Raw genomic sequence first — 20822 nt, forward strand, 5'->3', positions numbered from 1 at the left:
GCAACGACTATGAATCGAAAAGTAGTCATTGCAGTGGGCGCGAATCTTAGAAGTGAGTACCCATGGCAGACAAGTTTTTGAAGCTTGAAAACTGTGCGAAATCACACACTGTCGTCAGGGTGAAACGGCGGCTCTTGAAAAGTCAAATTGGTGTGTGAACAAGTTCACACTGTGCGATGGCACAGGCTGTTGTATCAATGCCAAGGTTCTACATAGGCGCCAGGTGGTGCTGTGGGTCGATCTGGCTCGAGGGGGCGGCCGCCTACCCAGTTGCCGAGGCGACCCGACGCCGTTTTACAAGCGGGCAGGCACCGTGATATCGTGAACTCGCCTGAACTTTCGCAACGCGAAGGAGAGCGTGATGAGCGACGACCGGCAGCCACCCACGACCTGGCACGAACTGAAGCCACCGGAGAGCCGGCCCAACCGGCGCTTCATGCTGAAGGCGGCGATGGGCAGCGGGGCGGTGCTGCTGGCCGGCGGCCCGTCGGCCACGCAGGCGGCCAAGGCCCTGCTGGACGAGTACAAGCCGGTGTACCTCAACGCGAATGAATGGGCCTTCGTGCGCGCGGCGTGCGCGCGCCTGATCCCCTCGGCGGGCGACGGGCCGGGCGCCATCGAGGCGCAGGTGCCGGTGTTCATCGACCGGCAGCTGGCGGGCGATTTCGGCAGCGCGGCGGACTGGTTCATGGGCGGCCCGCACGAGGCCGACGCGAACCCGCAGCGGGGTTTTCAGTCGCCGCTGACGCCGGCGCAGATCTACCGTGGGGCGATCGCGGCGGTGGACGGCTGGTGCACGCAGAACAAGGGCAAGGCCTTCGCCGCGCTGGACGAGGCGGCGCAGGACGAGGTGCTCAAGACGCTGCAGGCCGGCAAGCTGGGCCTGAAGGCCGAGCTGCGCGACTTCTTCGCCTTCTTGCTGCAAAACACCAAGGAAGGTTTTCTGGCCGACCCGATGTACGGCGGCAACCACCAGATGGTGGGCTGGAAGCACATCGGCTTTCCGGGCGCGCGCGGGGCGTACCTGGAATGGGCCAACGACCAGGGCAAGCCGTACCCGCTGGGGCCGGTGGCCATTTCCGGGGCAAGGGGTTGACCATGGCACGGCAGGAGAAAAAAACCGATGCGGTGATCGTGGGCCTGGGCTGGACCGGCTCGATCCTGGCGATGGAGCTGGCCGAGGCCGGGCTGAACGTGCTGGCGCTGGAGCGCGGCGAGGACCGCGACACGGTGCCCGATTTCGCCTACCCCAAGATGATCGACGAGCTGAAGTACGGCGTCCGGCTCAAGCTGATGGAGGCGCCGGCGCACTCGACGCTGACGGTGCGCCGCTCGCTGCAGGAGACGGCGCTGCCCTACCGCGTGCTGGGCAGCTTTCTGCCGGGCAACGGCGTGGGCGGGGCGGGCGTGCACTGGAACGGCCACACCTGGCGCGCGCTGCCCGAGGAGCTGCGCCTGCGCTCGTACGTGACCGAGAAGTTCGGCGCCAAGACGATCGACGAGGGCATGACGATCGAGGACTGGGGCGTCAGCTACGACGAGCTGGAGCCGCACTTCGACCGCTTCGAGTACGTGTGCGGCATCTCCGGCCGGGCGGGCAACATCGGCGGCCAGACGCAGGCCGGCGGCAACCCGTTCGAGGGGCCGCGCAAGCGCGCCTACCCGCTGCCGCCGCTGCCCACGCTGCTCAACGGCAAGATGTTCGGCGAGGCGGCCAAGGCCATGGGCTACCACCCGTTTCCGCTGCCTTCGGCCAACCTGTCGGACGCCTACACCAACGAGTACGGCATGCAGCTGGGACCGTGCAACTTCTGCGGCTTTTGCGAACGCTTCGGCTGCATCAACTACTCCAAGTCGTCGCCGCAGACCTGCATCCTGGGCGCGCTCAAGCACAAGCCCAACTTCAGCTACCGCACGCGCGCCGAGGTCATCCGGGTGGAGCTGGCGGCCGACAGGAAGACCGCCACCGGCGTGACCTACGTCGACGAGAAAGGCGAGGAGGTGTTCCAGCCGGCCGACCTGGTCATCCTGGCCGCCTACCAGTTCTACAACGTGCACCTGCTGCTGCTGTCGGGCATCGGCAAGCCCTACGTGGCCGAGACCGGCGAGGGCGTGGTGGGCCGCAACTACGCCTACCAGATGACGGGCGGCACCTCGCTGTTCTTCAAGGACGTGCACTTCAACCCGTTCGTGGGCGCCGGCTCCAGCGCGATCGTGATCGACGACTACGCCGTCAACCAGATCGACTTCGGCCGCGAGGGCTTCATCGGCGGCAGCTACATCAGCAGCGGCCAGTTCAACGGCCGGCCGATCGCCTCCATGCCGCTGCCGCCCGGCACCCCCGGCTGGGGCGCGGGCTGGAAGCAGGGCATCAAGGACTGGTACGGCCATGCGATGAGCATCGGCAGCCACGGCTCGAACATGGCCTACCGCGATTGCTACCTCGATCTGGACCCGACCTACCGCAACCGCCACGGCCAGCCCATGCTGCGCATGACCTTCGACTGGAAGCCCAACGACATCCGCATGACGCAGTTCATGCGCGGCAAGATCGAGGCCATCGCCAAGTCGATGAACCCCACGCACTGGGGCTCGGGCTACAAGAGCGAGGGCGCGCACTACGACGTGCGGCCCTACCAGACCACACACAACGTCGGCGGCGCCATCATGGGCACCGATCCCGGCCGCAGCGCGCTCAACCGCTACCTGCAGAGCTGGGACGTGCACAACGTGTTCGTGATGGGCTCCAGCGCCTTCCCGCAGAACCTGCAATACAACCCCACCGGCACCGTCGGCGCGCTGGCGTACTGGTCGGCGCGGGCGATCCGGCAGGACTATCTGAAGAACCCGCGTCCGCTGGTCTGAGTGCAAGGAGCCCACCATGAAAGCGCTGCTTCGCATCGTCGGCGTGCTGATCGTGATCGGCATCGCGGTGGTTCTGGGCCTGATGTACGTGCCGCCGCAGCGCACCGCGCCGGCGCAGGTGCTGCCGGCCGACTACCAGCCGCCGCCGGGCGCCGGCCGGGCGGTGGCCGTGGCGGCCGACTGCATGGCCTGCCACACGGCGCCCAAGGGCCAGCCCTACGCGGGCGGCCTGGCCATTGCCTCGCCCTACGGCACCATCTACTCGACCAACATCACGCCCGACAAGGACAGCGGCATCGGCAGCTACACGCTGGACGAGTTTCGCGCCGCGCTGGTCGATGGCGTGCGCAGGGACGGCACGCCGCTGTACCCGGCCATGCCCTACCCCAGCTACCGCAAGATGAGCGAGCCGGACGTGCGCGCCCTGTACGCCTACCTGATGCACGAGGTGGCCCCGGTGCCCACCCAGGCGCCGGCCACCGCGCTGAGCTTTCCGTTCAACCAGCGCTGGGGCATCCGGGTCTGGAACTGGGTGGCCCTGCCCCAGGCGGGCTTCGAGCCGCACATGGGCGACGCCCGGCTCGATCGCGGCGCCTACCTGGTCGAAGGCCTGGCGCACTGCGGCTCCTGCCACACGCCGCGCAACAGCTTGACGTTTGCCGAAAAAGGCTACGACGCGCGCTCGGGCGACTTCCTGACCGGCACGGTGCTGAACGGCTGGCCGGTGCCCGACCTGCGCGCCAAGGACAGCGACGCGCAGCGCTGGAGCGCGGTGCAGCTGGCGGCCCTGCTGGCCACCGGCCGCAGCGACACCACGGGCGTGACGGGCGAGATGGCGCTGGCCGTCGACCACTCGCTGCAGTACCTGCCCAAGGACGACCTGGACGCCGTCGTGGCCTACCTCAAGGCCATCCGCCAGGACCGCCCGGTTAACGGCCTGACGGCGCTGCGCGCCAGCGCCGCGGCCACCACCCAGACGCTGGACGGCGCCTCGCCCCAGCTGGAGCTGGGCGCGCGCCTGTACCTGGACAACTGCAGCGCCTGCCACTTCACCAGCGGCAAGGGCGCCAAGGCGGTGTTTCCGCAGCTGGACGGCAACGCCCTGGTCACCGCCCAGGACGCCGGCGGCCTGATCGCCGTGATCCTGAACGGCGCGGCCATGCCCTCCACCCAGCTGCGGCCCGCGCGCCTGGCCATGCCCGACTTCGGCTGGCGCCTGAAGGACGACGAGGTGGCGGCGCTGGCCAGCTTCGTGCGCCAGGGCTGGTCCAACAACGCGCCGGCGGTAACAGCTGCCCAGGTGGCCCAGGTGCGCGCGGCGACGGCGCGTTGAACCGCTTCAATCCTCCAGCGGCGGGTAGTCGATGTAGCCATGCGCGCCGCCGCCATACAGCGTGGCGCGCTCGGGTGCCACGGCGGGCAGGTTGCGGCGCAGGCGCTCGGTCCAGTCGGGCATGCTGATGAAGGGCTTGCCGAAGGCCACCAGGTCGGCGTGGCCCGATTCGATGGCCGCGCGCGCCAGCGCGCCGTCGTAGCCGTTGTTGACCATCCACGCGCCCTGGCCGCCGGCCTGGCGGTAGGCGGCCTTCATGGCGGCGTAGTCGAAGGGGCGGCCTTCGACCTCGCGCGGGCCGCCGGTGGCGCCCTCGATGACGTGGACGTAGGCCAGCGGCAGCGGGGCCAGCTCGCGCATCAGGTGCTGGAACAGCGGCTGCGGGTCGGCGTCGACGATGTCGTTGGCGGGCGTGACGGGCGACACGCGCAGGCCCGTGCGCTCGGCGCCCACCGCGTCGGCCACGGCGCGGGCGACTTCCAGCATCAGGCGCGCGCGGTTGGCGATGGCGCCGCCGTAGTCGTCCTCGCGCCGGTTGGCGCCGGTCTTCAGGAACTGGTCCAGCAGGTAGCCGTTGGCGCCGTGGATTTCCACGCCGTCGAAGCCGGCCGACTGCACGGCGTTGCGCGCGGCGGCGGCGAAGTCGTGCACCAGCAGGGGAATCTCGTGCCGGTGCAGCGCGCGCGGCTCGCTGGTGGGCGTGAAGCCGCCCTGGCCTTCGCCGTCGATCACGTAGGTCTTGGTGTTGGCGCGGATGGCCGAGGGCGCCACAGGCGGCTGGTGGCCTGGCTGCAGCAGCGGGTGCGACACGCGCCCCACGTGCCACAGCTGGCAGAAGATGCGGCCGCCGGCGGCGTGCACGGCCTTCGTCACCTGCTGCCAGCCGTCGAGCTGCGCGCTGTCGTACAGGCCGGGCACGTCGGCGTAGCCCTGGCCCTGCGGGCTGATGGCCGTGCCCTCGCTCACGATCAGGCCGGCGCCGCGCCAGGGGTCGGCGCGCTGGCGGTAGTACTCGGCCATCATCGCCGTGGGCACGGCGCCGGGCGCGCGGTTGCGCGTGAGCGGCGCCATGACGACGCGGCTGGGCACGGTGAGCGCGCCCAGGCGCAGGGAGGAAAACAGCGGGTGGGACATCGTCGGGCTCTCGGGTGACAAAAATGGCAGGGGCCATTGTGCGACGGACGAGGGATGGCTGGCCCGGTCCCGCGCGGGGCTGCGCCACAATGGCCCGATGACCGCACCGCCCGCCGCGCCCGCCGGCCCCGCACCCGTCCTCCTGGCCCTGGCGCTGTCGCTGGGGGCCGCCGTGTCGCTGGGCATCACGCGCTTTGCCTACGGCCTGCTGCTGCCGGTGATGAAGGACGACCTGGCCTGGAGCTACACCCTGGCCGGCGCGATGAACACCGTCAACGCCGCCGGCTACCTGCTGGGCGCGCTGGCCACGCCCTGGCTGCTGCGCCGCCTGGATGCCGCCCGCATGCTGCTGTGGGGGGCGGTGCTGGCCAGCGTGTTCATGGCGCTGTCGGGCTTTTTCGTCGCCGCCGCGCCGCTGCTGCTGCAGCGCCTGCTGGCCGGGGTGGCCAGCGCCTTCGTGTTCATCGCCGGCGGGCTGCTGGCCGCGCGGCTGGGCACGCGCCAGCCGGGGCAGGCGGGCCTGCTGCTGGGCCTGTACTACGGCGGGGTGGGCTGGGGCATTGCGCTGGCGGCGCTGGGCGTGCCGCTGCTGCTGGATGCGGCGCGCCGCGTGCCCCACGGCTGGGCCTGGGCCTGGTGGGGCATGGCGCTGGCGTGCCTGGCGGCCACGGCGGTGCTGCGCTGGCCCGCCAAAATACTACAAAAACAGGAGCTGATTGCGCATGTTCCATCGGGGCCAGAGGCCGATTGGGCTGCAAAACCCCGCTGGCGGCCGATGGGCTGGGCGCTGGCCGGCTACACGCTGTTTGGCGTGGGCTACATCGGCTACATGACCTTCGTGATCGCCCTGCTGCGCGAGCAGGGCGCCAGCGCCGGCGCGGTGACGCTGTTCTACACCCTGCTGGGGCTGGCGGTGGTGGCGTCGGCGCGCATCTGGGCGCGGCTGCTGGACCGCGCCCGGGGCGGCGGCGCGCTGGCGCTGCTGAACGCCCTGCTGGGCGTGGCCACCGTGGCCCCGGCGCTGACCGGCGCCTGGCCGGTGGTGCTGGCCTCGGGCCTGCTGTTTGGCGCGGTGTTCTTGTCGCTGGTGGCGTCCACCACCGCCTTCGTGCGCCACAACCTGGCCAGCGGGCAGTGGGCCGCGGGCATCAGCGCCTTCACCATCGTGTTTGCCTTCGGCCAGATCGTCGGGCCTACCGTGGTGGGCTGGATTGCTGACGGCCCCGGCGGGCTGACGCGCGGCCTGCTGTACTCGGCGGGCGCGCTGTGGCTGGGGGCGCTGGTGGCGTGGCGGCAAAAGCCCTTGCGCTAGCTTGAATGCAGTGCGCGGCCGGCGTAGGCGCGCGCCGCGCTGGCTGCCCCCTGGTGGCGGTATTCGCCCGGGCTGGCCCCGGTCCATTTGCGGAACGCGCGGTGGAAGGCGCTGTGTTCGGCAAACCCCAGGGCGTGCGCGATGTCGGCCACGCTGGACGGGGAGTTGCACAGGTAGTCGACCGCCAGGTCGCGGCGCAGGTCGTCCTTGATGCTCTGGTAGGTCTGGCCTTCCTGCTCCAGGTGGCGCCGCAGGGTGGAGGCGGTGGTGTGCAGCGAGGCGGCCAGCACCTCGAAGTCGGGCCAGTCCGCCGGCGGCACGCGGCACAGGTGCCCGCGCACCAGGGCGGTGGGGCCGTTGCGGCAGCGGTACTTGAGCAGGAAGTTGGCCGGCGCCTCGCGCAAAAAGGCCTGCGCCGCCTTGCGGTCGCGCACCAGCGGCAGGTCGAGATGGGCCGCGTCCAGCACCAGGCGGCTGGCTGGCTGCTCGAAGCGCAGCGCCTGGCCGAAGATCAGGCGGTATTCGGCGGCATGCTCGGGCGCCGGTTGGCAGAAGGACGTCGCCACGATCGGCAGGCGCCGCCCGACCAGCCAGCACGCCAGGCCGTGCAGGATGACGAACAGCGTGCCGTGGGCAAACAGCCGCGCGGGCGGGCCCCGGTCGATCAGGGTCAGCGCGGCCTGGCCGCCGTGCACGTTCAGCTGGCCCGACACGTCGTCCAGCACCAGCGAGAAGAAGCGCAGCGCCCGCTCCAGCGCGTGGTGCAGGTCCCGGGCATCGAGCACGGCGTGGGTGAGGATGGCGAAGCCGCCCGGGCGCATGGGGTGCGCGTCCATGCCGAAGAACTCGTCGCCCAGCTCGGCGGCCAGCACGTGCCACAGCGCCCCGTACTGCTGCGGCGACACCCGGGCCAGCGGCATGCCCAGCAGCTCGGCGCTGAAGCCCGCGCGCGCTGTCAGCGCCGCCACGTCCAGTCCACGGCGCTTCGCCTCGGCCAGGGCCTCGGCAACGAAGCTGATCGAGATCGTCCCCTTGTTCATTGGTTCTGCCGGCCGGCGCCGGTGTGGCAAAAGCCGTCACTCATTTTGACCGATTTGGGCGTAGGAAAAGAGCGGCCCGATTCCTAGACTCCCCGCACCCCCTGCCCCCCATTTCACAACGGAGATGACCATGGCCGCCCACGCCACCGAAAGCAGTACCCTGCCCACGTATCAGGACTTCGTCGCCCACTTCCGCCTGGAGGACGTCGCCAAGACCTTTTCCGGCGACTTCAAGAACGGCATCAACGCCGCCATCGAGTGCTGCGACCGCCACGCTGAAGCCGGCCGCGTGGCACTGAACTGGGAGGCGCAGGACGGCCGCAGCGCCAGCTACACCTTCGAGCAACTGCGCGAGCTGTCCTCGCGTTTTGCCAACTTCCTGGTCAGCCAGGGCGTCAAGCCGGGCGACCGCGTGGCCGGCCTGCTGCCGCGCACGCCCGAGCTGCTGGTGGTCATCCTGGGCGTCTGGCGCGCCGGCGCGGTGTACCAGCCGCTGTTCACGGCCTTCGGCGCCAAGTCGATCGAGCACCGCGTCAACTCCAGCGAGGCCAGGCTGATCGTCACCGACAGCGCCAACCGCCCCAAGCTCGACGACGTGAAGGGCTGCCCGCCGGTCGTCACCGTGGCCAGCGCCGGGGCCGCCACCCGCGCCGGCGACTTCGACTTCCAGGCCGAGATCGACCGCCACAGCAACGCCTTCACGCCCGTGCTGCGCACCGGCGACGACGCCTGCATGATGCTGTTCACCTCCGGCACCACCGGCCTGGCCAAGGGCGTGGCCGTGCCGCACCGGGCGCTGATGGCGATCTATATGTACATGCGCTACGCGGTGGACCTGCGCCCCGGCGACAACTACTGGAACATTGCCGATCCAGGCTGGGCCTACGGGCTGTATTTCTCCGCCATTGGGCCCTTGCTGCTCGGCCAGGCCACCACCTTCTACGACGGCCACTTCACGGTGGACAGCACCTGCCACGTGATCGAGAAGTACGGCATCGACAACCTGGCGGGTTCGCCCACCGCCTACCGCCTGCTGATCGGCGCCGGCGACGAGGTGGTGCAACGCCTGCGCGGCCGGCTGCGCGTGGTCAGCAGCGCCGGCGAGCCGCTGAACCCCGAAGTCATCCGCTGGTTCCGCGACAAGCTGGACTGCCCCATCAGCGACCACTACGGCCAGACCGAGATCGGCATGGTGCTGTGCAACTTCCACGGCCTGACGCACGCGGTGCGCCTGGGCAGCGCCGGCCTGCCGGTGCCCGGCTACCGCCTGGTGGTGGTCGATGACGAAGGCCACGAGCTGCCCGTGGGCACGCAGGGCACGCTGGCGGTGGACCGCGACAACTCGCCGCTGTACTACTTCCCGGGCTACTGGCAGCAGAAGACCTCGGCCTTCGTCGGCAAGTACTACCTCACCGGCGACACCGTGGAGATGGCCGCCGACGGCAGCATCGCCTTCGTCGGCCGCGGCGACGACATCATCACCTCGTCGGGCTATCGCATCGGGCCGTTCGACGTCGAGAGCTGCCTGATCGAGCACCCGGCCGTGGCCGAGACCGCCGTCATCGGCAAGCCCGACCCCGAGCGCACCGAGATCGTCAAGGCCTTCGTGGTGCTGCGCGCGGGCTATGAAGCGTCGGCTGCGCTGGCCGACGAGTTGCAGCTGATGGTCAAGCGCCGCCTGGCCGCGCACGCCTTCCCGCGCGAGATCGAGTTCGTCACCGAACTGCCCAAGACCCCCAGCGGCAAGATCCAGCGCTTTCTGCTGCGCCAGCAGGCCGCCGCGGCCGGCAACCAATAAGGAGCACGTCACCATGATGATTGAAAACCACACTTTCCTGGTCACCGGCGGCGCCTCCGGCCTGGGCGCGGCCACCGTGCGCATGCTGGCAAACGCCGGCGGCAACGTCGTCATCGCCGACTTGAATGAAGCCGCCGGCAAGGCCCTGGCCGCCGAGCTGGGCGCCAAGGTGCGCTTTGCCGCCACCGACGTGGCCGACGAGGCCAGCGCGCGCGCCGCCGTGAATCTGGCGTGCGACAGCTTCGGCGCGCTGCACGGCCTGGTCAACTGCGCCGGCATCGCGCCGGCCGAAAAGGTGCTGGGCAAGGAAGGGCCGCATCGCCTGGCGAGCTTTGCCAAGGCCATCCAGGTGAACCTGGTGGGCCCCTTCAACATGCTGCGGCTGGCGGCCGATGCCATGTCGGCCAACGCGCCGAGCGCCGACGGCGAGCGCGGCGTGATCGTCAACACCGCATCGGTGGCGGCCTTCGACGGCCAGGTCGGCCAGGCTGCCTACGCCGCATCCAAGGGCGGCGTCGTGGCCATGGCGCTGCCGGTCGCGCGCGAACTGAGCCGCTTCGGCATCCGCGTCATGACCATCGCCCCCGGCATCATGGAAACGCCCATGCTGCTGGGCATGCCGCAGGAGGTGCAGGACTCGCTCGGCAAGATGGTGCCCTTCCCCTCGCGCCTGGGCAAGCCGGCCGAATTCGCCGGCCTGGTGCGCCACATCGTCGACAACCCCTACCTGAACGGCGAAGTCATTCGCATCGACGGCGCCATCCGCATGGGCGCCAAATAAAAAGGAGCATTTCATGACCGATCCCATCGTCATCGTGGCCGCGCGCCGCACCCCCATCGGCGCCTTCCAGGGGCAGTTCGCCCCCGTCACCGCCCCGCAGCTGGGCAGCGCCGCCATTGCCGGCGTGCTGGCCGACATCGGCAGCCACGCCGCCGACATCGACGAAGCCATCCTGGGCTGCTGCCTGTACGCCGGCCTGAAGCAAGCCCCGGCACGCCAGGCGGTGCTGGGCGCGGGCCTGTCGCCCGCGGTGCCGTCTACCACCCTGACCAAGATGTGCGGCTCGGGCATGAAGGCCACCATGCTGGTGCACGACCTGCTGCTGGCCGGCACCTGCAAGGTGGGCCTGGCCGGCGGCATGGAGTCGATGACCAACGCGCCCTACGTGCTGCCCAAGGCGCGCCAGGGCTACCGCCTGGGCCACGACCAGATCTTCGACCACATGTTCCTCGACGGGCTGGAAGACGCCTACGAGGGCAAGCTGATGGGCTACTACGCCGATCTGTCGGCGCAGGAGCACGGCATCGGGCGCGAGCGCCAGGACGCCTACGCCGTCGAATCGGTGCGCCGCGCCCAGCACGCGGTGACTAGTGGTGCGTTCCGCGCCGAAATCGCCCCGGTGAAAATCACCGGCCGCAAGGGCGAGGTGGTGCTGGCCGACGACGAAACGCCGGGCAAGTGCGACGCCGCCAAGATCCCGCAACTGAAGGCCGCCTTTCGCAAGGACGGCACGGTGACGCCGGCCAATGCCTCGTCGATCTCCGACGGCGCCGCCGCGCTGGTGCTGATGCGCCAGTCGGAAGCCAAGCGCCGTGGCCTGGCGCCGCTGGCGCGCATCCACGCCCATGCCAGCCACGCGCAGGCGCCGGGCGAATTCACCACCGCGCCGGCCACCGCGATCCGCAACGTGCTGGCCAAGACCGGCTGGGGCGTGGGCGACGTGGACCTGTTCGAGATCAACGAGGCGTTCGCGGTCGTCACGCTGCTGGCCATGGACGCGCTGGGCCTGCCGCATGACAAGGTGAACGTCAACGGCGGCGCCTGCGCTCTGGGCCACCCGATCGGCGCCACCGGCGCGCGCATCATCGTCACGCTGATCCACGCGCTGCGCCAGCGCGGCGGCAAGCGCGGCATCGCCAGCCTGTGCATCGGCGGCGGCGAGGCCACGGCCGTGGCGCTCGAAGTCCTGTAAACGGGAGCATTAAGAATGATCTTCACGCAAGAACAGGAAATGATCCGCGACTCGCTGCGCCAGTTCGCAGCCGAGCGCCTGGCGCCCTTTGCCGCCGAGTGGGACAAGCAGCACAGCTTCCCCCAGCAGGCGCTGAAGGAGCTGGGCGAGCTGGGCGTGCTGGGCATGGTCGTGCCCGAGCGTTGGGGCGGCGCCGAGTTGGACTATGTGTCGCTGGCCCTCGCCATCGAGGAGGTCGCGGTCGGTGACGGCGCCACGTCCAGCATCGTCAGCGTGCAGAACTCGCTGGCCTGCGGCATCACCATGAACTACGGCAGCGATACGCAGAAGGACAAGTACCTGACGCGCCTGGCCAGCGGCGAATGGCTGGGGTGCTTCTGCCTGACCGAGCCGCACGTGGGCTCGGACGCCTCCGCCATCCGCACCACCGCCGTGCGCGAGGGCGACGCCTGGGTGCTGAACGGCGTCAAGCAGTTCATCACCACCGGCAAGAACGCTCAGCTGGCGATCGTGTTTGCCGTGACCGACAAGCAGGCGGGCAAGAAGGGCATCTCGGCCTTCCTGGTGCCCACCGACAACCCGGGCTACAAGGTGGCGCGCATCGAGGACAAGATGGGCCAGCACGCCTCGGACACGGCGCAGATCCTGTTCGAGGACTGCCGCATCCCGGCCGATCATCTGCTGGGCAAGGAGGGCGAGGGCTACAAGATTGCTCTCTCGAACCTCGAAGCCGGGCGCATCGGCATCGCCGCGCAGTCGGTGGGCATGGCGCGCGCCGCGCTGGAGGCGGCGCTGAAGTACGCCCGCGAGCGCGAAGCCTTCGGCGTGCCCATCGTGGAGCACCAGGCAGTGGCCTTTCGGCTGGCCAACATGGCCACGCAGATCGAGGCCGCGCGCCAGCTCGTGCTGCACGCAGCGACTCTCAAGGACGCCAGCCGGCCCTGCCTGAAGGAAGCGTCGATGGCCAAGCTGTTCGCCTCGGAAATGGCCGAACGCGTATGCTCGGACGCCATCCAGATCCACGGCGGCTACGGCTACGTGAGCGACTTCCCCGTCGAGCGCATCTACCGCGACGTGCGCGTGAGCCAGATCTACGAAGGCGCATCCGACATCCAGCGCCTGGTGATCGCCCGGGCCGTCATCGCCGGTTGATTCAAAAAGAGGAGCACGCCATGGGGCCATTGGCCGGGTTCAAGATCATCGAGATGGCGGGCATCGGCCCGGCGCCGTTCGCCGCCATGCTGCTGGCCGACATGGGCGCCGAGGTGATCCGCATCGACCGCAAGGGCCGCAGCGACGCCAGCGCGTTCGACGTGCTCAAGAACGGCGGCTTTCTCAACCGCGGGCGGCGCTCGCTGGCGCTGGACTTGAAGAAGCCCGAGGCGGTGGCCGCCGTGCTGCGGCTGGTGGGCGAGGCGGACGCCATCCTTGAGGGCTTTCGCCCCGGCGTGATGGAGCGCCTGGGCCTGGGCCCCGAGCCCTGCCTGCAGCGCAACCCCAAGCTGGTCTACGGCCGCATCACCGGCTGGGGCCAAAGCGGCCCGCTGGCCCAGGCCGCCGGCCACGACATCAACTACATCGCCCTGACCGGCGCCCTGCACGCCATCGGCACGGCGGGCAAGCCCGTGGCGCCGCTCAATCTGGTGGGCGACTTCGGCGGCGGGGCCATGTTCGTGGCCTTCGGCATAGTCTGCGCGCTGCTGGAGGCCGGCAAGTCCGGGCGCGGCCAGGTGGTCGATGCGGCGATGACCGATGGCGCGGCACTGCTGATGGCCATGCAATACAGCTTCAAGGCCATGGGCCACTGGAAGAACGAACGCGAGGCCAACCTGCTGGATGGCGGCGCGCCGTTCTACGGCACCTACGAGTGCGCCGACGGCAAGTGGCTGGCGCTGGGGCCGATCGAGCCGCCGTTCCACGACCTGCTGGTCGCCAAGCTGGACCTGCCCGCCGACGAATTCGCGGAGCGTTGGGACCCGGCCTCGTGGCCGCGCCTGCACAAACGGCTGGCCGACACCTTGCGCACCCGCACGCGCGCGCAGTGGTGCGAGCTGCTGGAGGGCACCGACGCTTGCGTGGCGCCGGTGCTCGATCTGGACGAGGCGCCGCGGCACCCGCACAACGTCGCCCGACAGACCTTCGTGGAGCACGCGGGCGTCGTTCAGCCGGCGCCGGCGCCGCGGTTCTCGCGCACCGCGCCAGAAATCCAGCGCCCGCCCGCCCAACCGGGCGAGCATGGCGACGAAATCCTGAGTAGCTGGGGTTTCTCAGCGCGTGAGATCGACGCACTCAAGGCCAGCGGCGCGGTGTGACGCGCGGGCGGACGGCCCGCAAGTCTCAGATCAGCCCTTCGGCTTTCATCGCACGCTGCACGGCCGGGCGGGCGGCCACACGCTCGCGCCAGGCCAGCAGGTTGGCGTAGGGCGTGAGGTCGATCTGCATCGGTTTGGCCCAGTTGGTGACCACGAACAGGTAGGCGTCGGCGACGGTGAAGTCCGCGCCCATCAGCCAGGTCTTGCCGGCCAGCTCGCCGTCGACCCACTTCAGGCGGTCTTGCAGGCGCTCGGCGCTGATCTTCTTGGCCTCGGCCGGCATGGCGGGGTTGAACAGGGGCGAGAAACCCTTGTGCACCTCGGTGCCGATGAAGTTGAGCCAGCTCTGCAATTGATAGCGCGCCAGCGTGCCGTTGGGCGGGGCCAGCTTGCTGTGGGGTGCCTGGTCGGCGATGTACTGCACGATCGCCGGGCCTTCGCGCAGGCCGGTGCCGTCGTCCAGCACCAGGTAGGGCACGTAGCCCAGCGGGTTGACCTTGCGGTAGTCGCTGCCGTCGGGTAGTTGCTTGGTCTTGGTGGGGGCGGAGATGGCCTCGTACGGCAGGCCGGCTTCTTCCAGCACGATGTGGGGCGACAGCGAGCAGGCGCCCGCGGAGTAGTAGAGCTTCATGGGGATTCGAAGGGCAGTTGGGAACACGGGCCCGGCGACCGTTGGAGTGGCCGCCGGGGCGGGCGCAGCGTAGCAGAAAGCGGGTTTTTTTGCCGCGCCGCGCGGCACCGCTCAGGGGTACAAGCCGCGCAGATCGCGGGCGTTGAGGATGCGCGTGCAGGCCACGATGTAGGCGGCGGTGCGCAGGCTCACCTGGTGCTCCTGCGCGGTCTGCCACACGGCGTCGAAGGCGTGCTTCATGATGCCGACCAGGCGCCGGTTGATCTCGTCCTCGTCCCAGAAGAAGCTGGAAAAGTCCTGCACCCACTCGAAGTAGCTCACCGTCACGCCGCCGGCGTTGGCGATGACGTCGGGCACCACCAGCACGCCCTTGTCGTGCAGGATGTCGTCGGCCTCGGGGGTGGTGGGGCCGTTGGCGCCTTCGATCAGCATCTTGGCCTTGATCTTGCCGGCGTTGGCCTTGGTGACCTGGCCTTCCAGCGCGGCGGGCACCATGATGTCGCACTTGCAGGCCCAGAAGTCGGCGGCGCTGGTGATGGCCTCGCCGCCCTTGAAGCCGGCCACGCCGCCGGTCTTGGCCACGTGCTCGAGCAGCTTGGGCACGGCCAGGCCCTTGTCGTTGGCCACGCCGCCGGTGTGGTCCTGCACCGCGACCACCAGCGCGCCGGCCTCGGCAAACAGCTTGCCGGCGATGCCGCCCACGTTGCCGAAGCCCTGCACGGCCACGCGCGCGCCCTCGATGGGCAGGCCGATCTGCTTGGCCGCCTCGCAGGCCACGGTGAACACGCCGCGCCCGGTGGCCTCGCGCCGGCCCAGCGAGCCGCCCATGTCCACCGGCTTGCCGGTGACCACGCCGGTGGCGGTGGCGCCCACGTTCATGGAGTAGGTGTCCATCATCCAGGCCATCACCTTCTCGTTGGTGTTGACGTCGGGCGCGGGGATGTCCTTGGACGGGCCGATGATGATGCCGATCTCGCTGGTGTAGCGGCGGGTCAGGCGCTCCAGCTCTTTCTGCGACAGTTTGCGCGGATCGACGCGGATGCCGCCCTTGGCGCCGCCGTAGGGCACGTTGACAGCGGCGTTCTTGATCGACATCCAGGCCGACAGGGCCATCACCTCGGACAGCGTCACGTCCTGGTGAAAGCGCACGCCGCCCTTGCCGGGGCCGCGGCTGGTGTTGTGCTGCACGCGGTAGCCCTCGAAGTGGGCGATGGTGCCGTTGTCCAGCTCGATCGGCACGTCCACGATCAGCGCGCGCTTGGGGCGCTTGAGCGTCTCGACCCAGCGCGCCAGGTGGCCCAGGTAGGGCGTGACGCGGTCGATCTGCTGTAGGTAGATGCCCCAGGGGCCGAGGTGGTTGGGGTCGAGGTAGGACGGCAGGGCGTGCGTGATGGTCGCGGGCGCTGCGGGCTGGGCAATGGCCATGGGTGGGTCTCCTTGGGTTTGAATCCATCGCGCGGCTGGCGATGCCAGCGGGCGATGGGGGCATTGTCGCCCAGCCGAGGGCCCTGACCTCATTGGCGGGGATCGCGGCGGGGGCAAAACCGTGAGATTGGTACTATTAAAACAATAGCTGCTTGCGGGCATCGAACAACGGCGAAAGTCGATTTGCTCATAAAATAAGCACTTTGCCCGCGTCGCGATGGCCGGGCGCTGCTGGAGCTTCTGCCGTGACGGCCTATGTTCACCCCGAACCCTTTGATGTCATCGTCGTCGGTGGCGGCCACGCCGGCACCGAGGCGGCGCTGGCCGCTGCCCGCATGGGCGCGCGCACGTTGCTGCTGACGCACAACATCGAGACGCTGGGGCAGATGAGCTGCAACCCCAGCATCGGCGGCATCGGCAAGGGTCACCTGGTGCGCGAGGTCGACGCGCTGGGCGGCGCGATGGCGCTGGCCACCGATCAGGCGGGCATCCAGTTCCGCATTCTCAACGGCAGCAAGGGCCCCGCCGTGCGCGCTACGCGCGCGCAGGCCGACCGCGTGCTGTACAAGGCCGCCATCCGCCGCCGGCTGGAGAACCAGCCCAATCTGGTGCTGTTCCAGCAGGCCGTCGACGACCTGCTGCTGGAGGGCGACCGCGTGGTGGGCGCCGTCACGCAGGTGGGCATTGCCTTCAGGGCGCGGGCGGTGGTGCTGACGGCCGGCACCTTCCTGGACGGGCGCATCCACGTCGGGCTGGACAACTACCAGGCCGGCCGCGCGGGCGACCCGCCTGCCGTCAGCCTGTCGGCGCGCCTGAAGGAGCTCAAGCTGCCGCAAGGGCGCCTGAAGACCGGCACGCCGCCGCGCCTGGACGGCCGCACGATCGACTTCAGCCGTTGCGAGGCGCAGCCCGGCGACGGCATGCCCGGCGGGCAGAACGCGCGGATGCCGGTGTTCAGCTTCATGGGCCGGGCGGACATGCACCCGCGCCAGCTGCCGTGCTGGGTGACGCACACCAACGAGCGCACGCACGCCATCATCCGCTCGGGTTTTGACCGCAGCCCCATGTTCACCGGCAAGATCGAGGGGGTGGGGCCGCGCTATTGCCCCAGCGTGGAAGACAAGATCAACCGCTTTGCCGGCAAGGACAGCCACCAGATCTTTCTGGAGCCCGAGGGGCTGGATACGCACGAGGTCTATCCCAACGGCATCTCGACCAGCCTGCCGTTCGACATCCAGTACCAGCTGGTGCGCAGCATCGCGGGGCTGGAGAATGCGCACATCCTGCGGCCGGGCTACGCCATCGAGTACGACTACTTCGACCCGCGGGCGCTCAAGAGCAGCTTCGAGACGCGGCAGATCGCCGGCCTGTTCTTTGCCGGCCAGATCAACGGCACCACCGGCTACGAAGAGGCCGCCGCCCAGGGGCTGTTTGCCGGCATCAACGCCGCGCTGCTGTGCCGGGGCGAGGAGGCCTGGCTGCCGCGCCGCGACGAGGCCTACCTGGGCGTGCTGGTGGACGACCTGATCACCAAGGGCGTGACCGAGCCCTACCGCATGTTCACCAGCCGCGCCGAATATCGGCTGCAGCTGCGCGAGGACAACGCCGACATGCGCCTGACCGAAACGGGGCGGCGCCTGGGGCTGGTGGATGACGCGCGCTGGGACGCCTTTAACCGCAAGCGCGACGCGGTTTCACGTGAAACCGAGCGCCTGAAGTCGGTCTGGGTCAATCCGCAGATTCTGCCGGCCGATGAGTCCGAACGCGTGCTGGGCAAGGCCATCGAGCACGAGCACAATCTGTTCGACCTGCTGCGCCGGCCGGGCGTGAGCCATGCGGCGCTGATGAGTCTGGACGGTGGCCGCTACGCCGCGAGCGATGTTTCACGTGAAACACTGGGCGATGCGCTGGACGACGTCATCGAGCAGGTGGAGATTGCCGCCAAGTACGCCGGCTACATCGACCGCCAGCGCGACGAGGTGGAACGCGCCGCGCACCACGAGGCGCTGCGGCTGCCGGCCGACCTGGACTACATGCAGGTGGGCGCGCTGTCGATCGAGGTGCGGCAAAAGCTGCAAAAGCACCGGCCCGAGACCCTGGGGCAGGCCGGGCGCATCTCCGGCGTCACGCCGGCTGCCGTGTCCCTGCTGCTGATCCACTTAAAGAAGAAAGGTGGCCTGCAGTCGGCCCCGATGGATGAGCGCGCGGCATGATCGAGCCGGATAACCGACTGGCGCAGCTGCGCGCCGGCGCGTCGGCACTCGGCCTGTCGCTGGACGATGCGATGCAGGCTCGGCTGCTGGCCTACCTGGACCTGCTGGCCAAGTGGAACCGCGTCTACAACCTGACGGCGCTGCGCGACCCGGCGCAGATGCTGACGCACCACCTGCTGGACAGCCTGGCCGTGGTGGCGCCGCTGCGCCGCCACACCCAGGGCCGGCCGGCGCGCCTGCTGGACGTGGGCAGCGGCGGCGGGCTGCCGGGCGTCGTCATCGCTGCGTGCTGCCCCGAGGTGACCGTGACCTGCGTGGATGCGGTGGCCAAGAAGGCGGCCTTCGTGCAACAGGCGGCGGGCCAGTTGGGCCTGGGCAATCTGGCGGGGCGGCATGCCCGTGTCGAGTCGGTGCACGAGCCCTTCGACGTCGTCGCCTCGCGCGCCTTCGCCTCGCTGGCCGACTTCGTCACCTGGTCGCGCGGCGCGCTGGCGGAGCAGGGCGTCTGGCTGGCCATGAAGGGCAAACGCCCCGACGACGAGATCGCGGCCCTGCCGGCGTGGGCCGAGGTGTTTCACGTGGAACAGCTTCAGGTGCCCGGCCTGGATGCCGAGCGTTGCCTGGTGTGGATGCGGCCGACGTGTTCCACGTGAAACCGACGGGGCGAGATCGCATTCGGCCTGGCAGCAAAGTCCCGTAAACTCGACACCCATCTCCGAGAAAACCCAAGCATGTTTGGCATCACCGACTACGCCGCCTTTGTTGCCGCGTTCTGGCTGTTCCTGATGATCCCCGGCCCCGGCAACCTGGTGATTGCCACCGGCGCCACCCAGGACGGCATGCGTGGCGGCCTGGCCGCCACGCTGGGGGTCATGGTGGGTGACCAGGTTCTGATCGGCTGCGCCCTGGGCGGCGTGGCGGCGCTGCTGCACGCCTACCCGATGGCCTTCTCGGCCCTGCAATGGGTGGGCGCCATCTATCTGGCCTGGCTGGGCGTGCGCATGTGGCGCATGCGTCCGGACGAGGGCGCGGCGGTGGCGGCGCCCCCCACGCGGCGGCACTTTCGCCAGGCATTTTTGATCACCCTGTTCAATCCCAAGGCGATCGTGTTCTACGTCGCCTTTCTGCCGCTGTTCATCGATCCGGTACGCCAGCAGGGCATGGTGACCTTCGCCGCCCTGGCGGTCACCGCCGCCGTGCTGACGCTGCTGTACGGCGTCGTCGAGTCGCTGCTGGTGCACCGCTTCGCCGAGCGCCTGCGCGCCAGCGCCCGCCTGAGCAGCCTGCTGCGCAGGCTGGCCAGCGTGTTCCTGATCGGCTTCGGCGTCAAGCTGGTCACCTCGCACTGAACCCCCGATGGCTCAAATCTTTTGCATTGCCAACCAGAAGGGCGGCGTCGGCAAGACCACCACCACGGTCAACCTGGCGGCCGCGCTGGCGCACATCGGCCAGCGCGTGCTGCTGGTCGACCTGGACCCGCAGGGCAACGCCACCATGGGCTCGGGGGTGGACAAGCGCGCCATGGCGCTGTCGGTGTACGACGTGCTGCTCGAATCCGCCACCATCGCCGAGGCCGCCGTGGTGCCCGACAGGCTGAAGGAGGCCGGCGCCGGCTACGCCGTGCTGGGCGCCAACCGCGAGCTGGCCGGCGCCGAGGTGGAGCTGGTGGGCGAGGAGCGCCGCGAGCGCCGCCTGAAGGAGGCGCTGGCGCAAGTAAGCGCTGACTACGACTTCGTGCTGATCGACTGCCCGCCGTCCCTGAGCATGCTCACGCTCAACGGCCTGTGCGCCGCGCAGGGCGTGATCGTGCCCATGCAGTGCGAGTACTTCGCGCTCGAGGGCCTGGCCGATCTGACCAACACCATCCGCCAGGTGCACGCCAACCTCAACCGCGACCTGCGCCTGATTGGCCTGCTGCGCATGATGTTCGACGCCCGCATCACGCTGCAGCAGCAGGTCAGCGACCAGCTCAAGGCGCACTACGGCGACAAGGTGTTCGACGCCATCATCCCGCGCAACGTGCGCCTGGCCGAAGCGCCCAGCTACGGCCTGCCCGGCGTGGTGTTCGACCCCGCCGCCAAGGGCAGCAAGGCCTTCGTCGCCTTTGCCGAGGAGCTGGTGGCGCGTGGCCTTAGGGCATGATTCAGGGTCCAATGGCCATCTTGCCCGCGTGGGTCAAGCGTCAACAGCTATCAAAATGATAGATGACCAGGCGTCTCCCCACGTGCTGACGCTGCCCGGCTGGTTGGGCAGCGGCCCCGGCCACTGGCAAAGCCGCTGGGAGGTGCTGCACGGCTGCACGCGCGTGGAGCAGCACGACTGGCAGCGCCCGCTGCGCGGTGACTGGACGGCGCGGCTGCAGGAGGTGCTGCTGGCGCAGCCAGCCCCCGTGCTGCTGGCCGCGCACAGCCTGGGCTGCCTGCTGCTGGCCTGGTGGGCGGCGCACTCGCGCGAGACGGCCCGTGTGGCCGGCGCCCTGCTGGCGGCGCCGCCCGAGATCGAGCGCGCCGACCTGCGCCAGCAAATCCCCGGCTGGGCGCCGCCCGCGCGCCAGCGCCTGCCCTTTCCCTGCCTGGTCATGGCCAGCAGCGACGACCCCTACGCCAACCTGGGCTACGCCCGGCAGCTGGCGCAGGACTGGGGCGCCGCCTGGCACGACCTGGGCGCACGCGGCCACCTCAACGCCGACTCCGGCCTGGGCGACTGGCCCGAGGGGCTGCACGCCCTGCGCGCGCTGGCCGCATCGCCCGGCACCCCCTGAACGAGCCTTTCCATCGGAGCATTCA

18 protein-coding genes are annotated in these 20822 nt (G+C 69.7%); 14 read left to right on the plus strand and 4 right to left on the minus strand.

Annotated elements, in window-relative coordinates; all coding sequences use genetic code 11:
• Positions 1–436 precede the first annotated feature (436 nt).
• Genes H6927_03695 through H6927_03705 form a run of 3 tightly spaced genes read left to right on the plus strand, consistent with a single transcriptional unit; the run spans position 437 to position 4198 of the window.
• A complete protein-coding gene (locus H6927_03695; GenBank protein ID MCP5217192.1) occupies positions 437–1096 on the plus strand; it encodes a gluconate 2-dehydrogenase subunit 3 family protein in 660 nt (219 codons plus the stop codon).
• A gap of 2 nt (positions 1097–1098) precedes the next feature.
• On the plus strand, positions 1099–2865 hold the full coding sequence (locus H6927_03700; GenBank protein ID MCP5217193.1) for a GMC family oxidoreductase: 1767 nt from the start codon (positions 1099–1101) through the stop codon (positions 2863–2865).
• A 16-nt stretch (positions 2866–2881) separates the two neighbouring features.
• On the plus strand, positions 2882–4198 hold the full coding sequence (locus tag H6927_03705; GenBank protein MCP5217194.1) for a cytochrome c: 1317 nt from the start codon (positions 2882–2884) through the stop codon (positions 4196–4198).
• Positions 4199–4204: 6 nt separating this feature from the next.
• On the opposite strand, the gene H6927_03710 is transcribed toward H6927_03705, so the two are convergent.
• Entirely contained in the window at positions 4205–5332 is a 1128-nt protein-coding gene (locus tag H6927_03710) for an alkene reductase (protein ID MCP5217195.1), read from the minus strand.
• Positions 5333–5429: 97 nt separating this feature from the next.
• Between H6927_03710 and H6927_03715 the strand changes: the two genes are divergently transcribed.
• The gene (locus tag H6927_03715; GenBank protein ID MCP5217196.1) at positions 5430–6644 is read left to right on the plus strand and encodes a YbfB/YjiJ family MFS transporter; all 1215 of its coding nucleotides are present in this window, start codon (positions 5430–5432) and stop codon (positions 6642–6644) included.
• On the opposite strand, the gene H6927_03720 is transcribed toward H6927_03715, so the two are convergent.
• Positions 6641–7684, minus strand: a complete 1044-nt coding sequence (locus H6927_03720) for an AraC family transcriptional regulator (protein ID MCP5217197.1) — start codon at positions 7682–7684, stop codon at positions 6641–6643. The genes H6927_03715 and H6927_03720 overlap by 4 nt on opposite strands.
• 130 nt (positions 7685–7814) lie before the next feature.
• On the opposite strand from H6927_03720, the gene H6927_03725 reads away from it, so the two are divergent.
• The 5 genes from H6927_03725 to H6927_03745 are packed head-to-tail and all read left to right on the plus strand — an operon-like array spanning position 7815 to position 13767.
• On the plus strand, positions 7815–9482 hold the full coding sequence (locus H6927_03725; GenBank protein ID MCP5217198.1) for an AMP-binding protein: 1668 nt from the start codon (positions 7815–7817) through the stop codon (positions 9480–9482).
• Positions 9483–9495: 13 nt separating this feature from the next.
• Positions 9496–10263, plus strand: a complete 768-nt coding sequence (locus H6927_03730; GenBank protein ID MCP5217199.1) for a 3-hydroxyacyl-CoA dehydrogenase — start codon at positions 9496–9498, stop codon at positions 10261–10263.
• A 13-nt stretch (positions 10264–10276) separates the two neighbouring features.
• Positions 10277–11455 carry an acetyl-CoA C-acyltransferase gene (locus H6927_03735; protein ID MCP5217200.1) on the plus strand — a complete coding sequence of 393 codons (1179 nt, stop codon included), beginning with the start codon at positions 10277–10279 and terminating at the stop codon, positions 11453–11455.
• Between the two features lie 15 nt (positions 11456–11470).
• A complete protein-coding gene (locus H6927_03740) occupies positions 11471–12607 on the plus strand; it encodes an acyl-CoA dehydrogenase family protein (protein MCP5217201.1) in 1137 nt (378 codons plus the stop codon).
• A 20-nt stretch (positions 12608–12627) separates the two neighbouring features.
• A complete protein-coding gene (locus H6927_03745) occupies positions 12628–13767 on the plus strand; it encodes a CoA transferase (GenBank protein MCP5217202.1) in 1140 nt (379 codons plus the stop codon).
• Between the two features lie 25 nt (positions 13768–13792).
• Here H6927_03745 and gstA read toward each other — a convergent pair whose 3' ends face one another.
• Both gstA and H6927_03755 read right to left on the minus strand, forming a co-directional pair.
• Positions 13793–14398: a glutathione transferase GstA gene (gene gstA, locus H6927_03750; protein MCP5217203.1), complete on the minus strand. Its 606-nt coding sequence runs from the start codon at positions 14396–14398 to the stop codon at positions 13793–13795.
• 111 nt (positions 14399–14509) lie between these two features.
• The gene (locus H6927_03755; protein ID MCP5217204.1) at positions 14510–15823 is read right to left on the minus strand and encodes a Glu/Leu/Phe/Val dehydrogenase; all 1314 of its coding nucleotides are present in this window, start codon (positions 15821–15823) and stop codon (positions 14510–14512) included.
• Positions 15824–16068: 245 nt separating this feature from the next.
• On the opposite strand from H6927_03755, the gene mnmG reads away from it, so the two are divergent.
• The 5 genes from mnmG to H6927_03780 all read left to right on the plus strand — a co-directional run bounded on the left by mnmG (position 16069) and on the right by H6927_03780 (position 20797).
• Entirely contained in the window at positions 16069–18036 is a 1968-nt protein-coding gene (gene mnmG / locus H6927_03760) for a tRNA uridine-5-carboxymethylaminomethyl(34) synthesis enzyme MnmG (protein MCP5217205.1), read from the plus strand.
• On the plus strand, positions 18033–18689 hold the full coding sequence (gene rsmG, locus H6927_03765; GenBank protein MCP5217206.1) for a 16S rRNA (guanine(527)-N(7))-methyltransferase RsmG: 657 nt from the start codon (positions 18033–18035) through the stop codon (positions 18687–18689). The genes mnmG and rsmG overlap by 4 nt, the downstream gene beginning before the upstream one ends.
• Positions 18690–18767: 78 nt before the next feature.
• On the plus strand, positions 18768–19385 hold the full coding sequence (locus tag H6927_03770; GenBank protein ID MCP5217207.1) for a LysE family transporter: 618 nt from the start codon (positions 18768–18770) through the stop codon (positions 19383–19385).
• A gap of 7 nt (positions 19386–19392) precedes the next feature.
• Entirely contained in the window at positions 19393–20178 is a 786-nt protein-coding gene (locus H6927_03775; GenBank protein ID MCP5217208.1) for a ParA family protein, read from the plus strand.
• Positions 20179–20233: 55 nt separating this feature from the next.
• Positions 20234–20797 (plus strand): serine hydrolase family protein, encoded by a 564-nt coding sequence (locus tag H6927_03780; GenBank protein MCP5217209.1) that lies wholly within the window; start codon positions 20234–20236, stop codon positions 20795–20797.
• Positions 20798–20822: the final 25 nt, after the last annotated feature.

This window comes from Burkholderiaceae bacterium, assembly GCA_024235995.1.
Taxonomy (GTDB): domain Bacteria; phylum Pseudomonadota; class Gammaproteobacteria; order Burkholderiales; family Burkholderiaceae_C; genus Ottowia.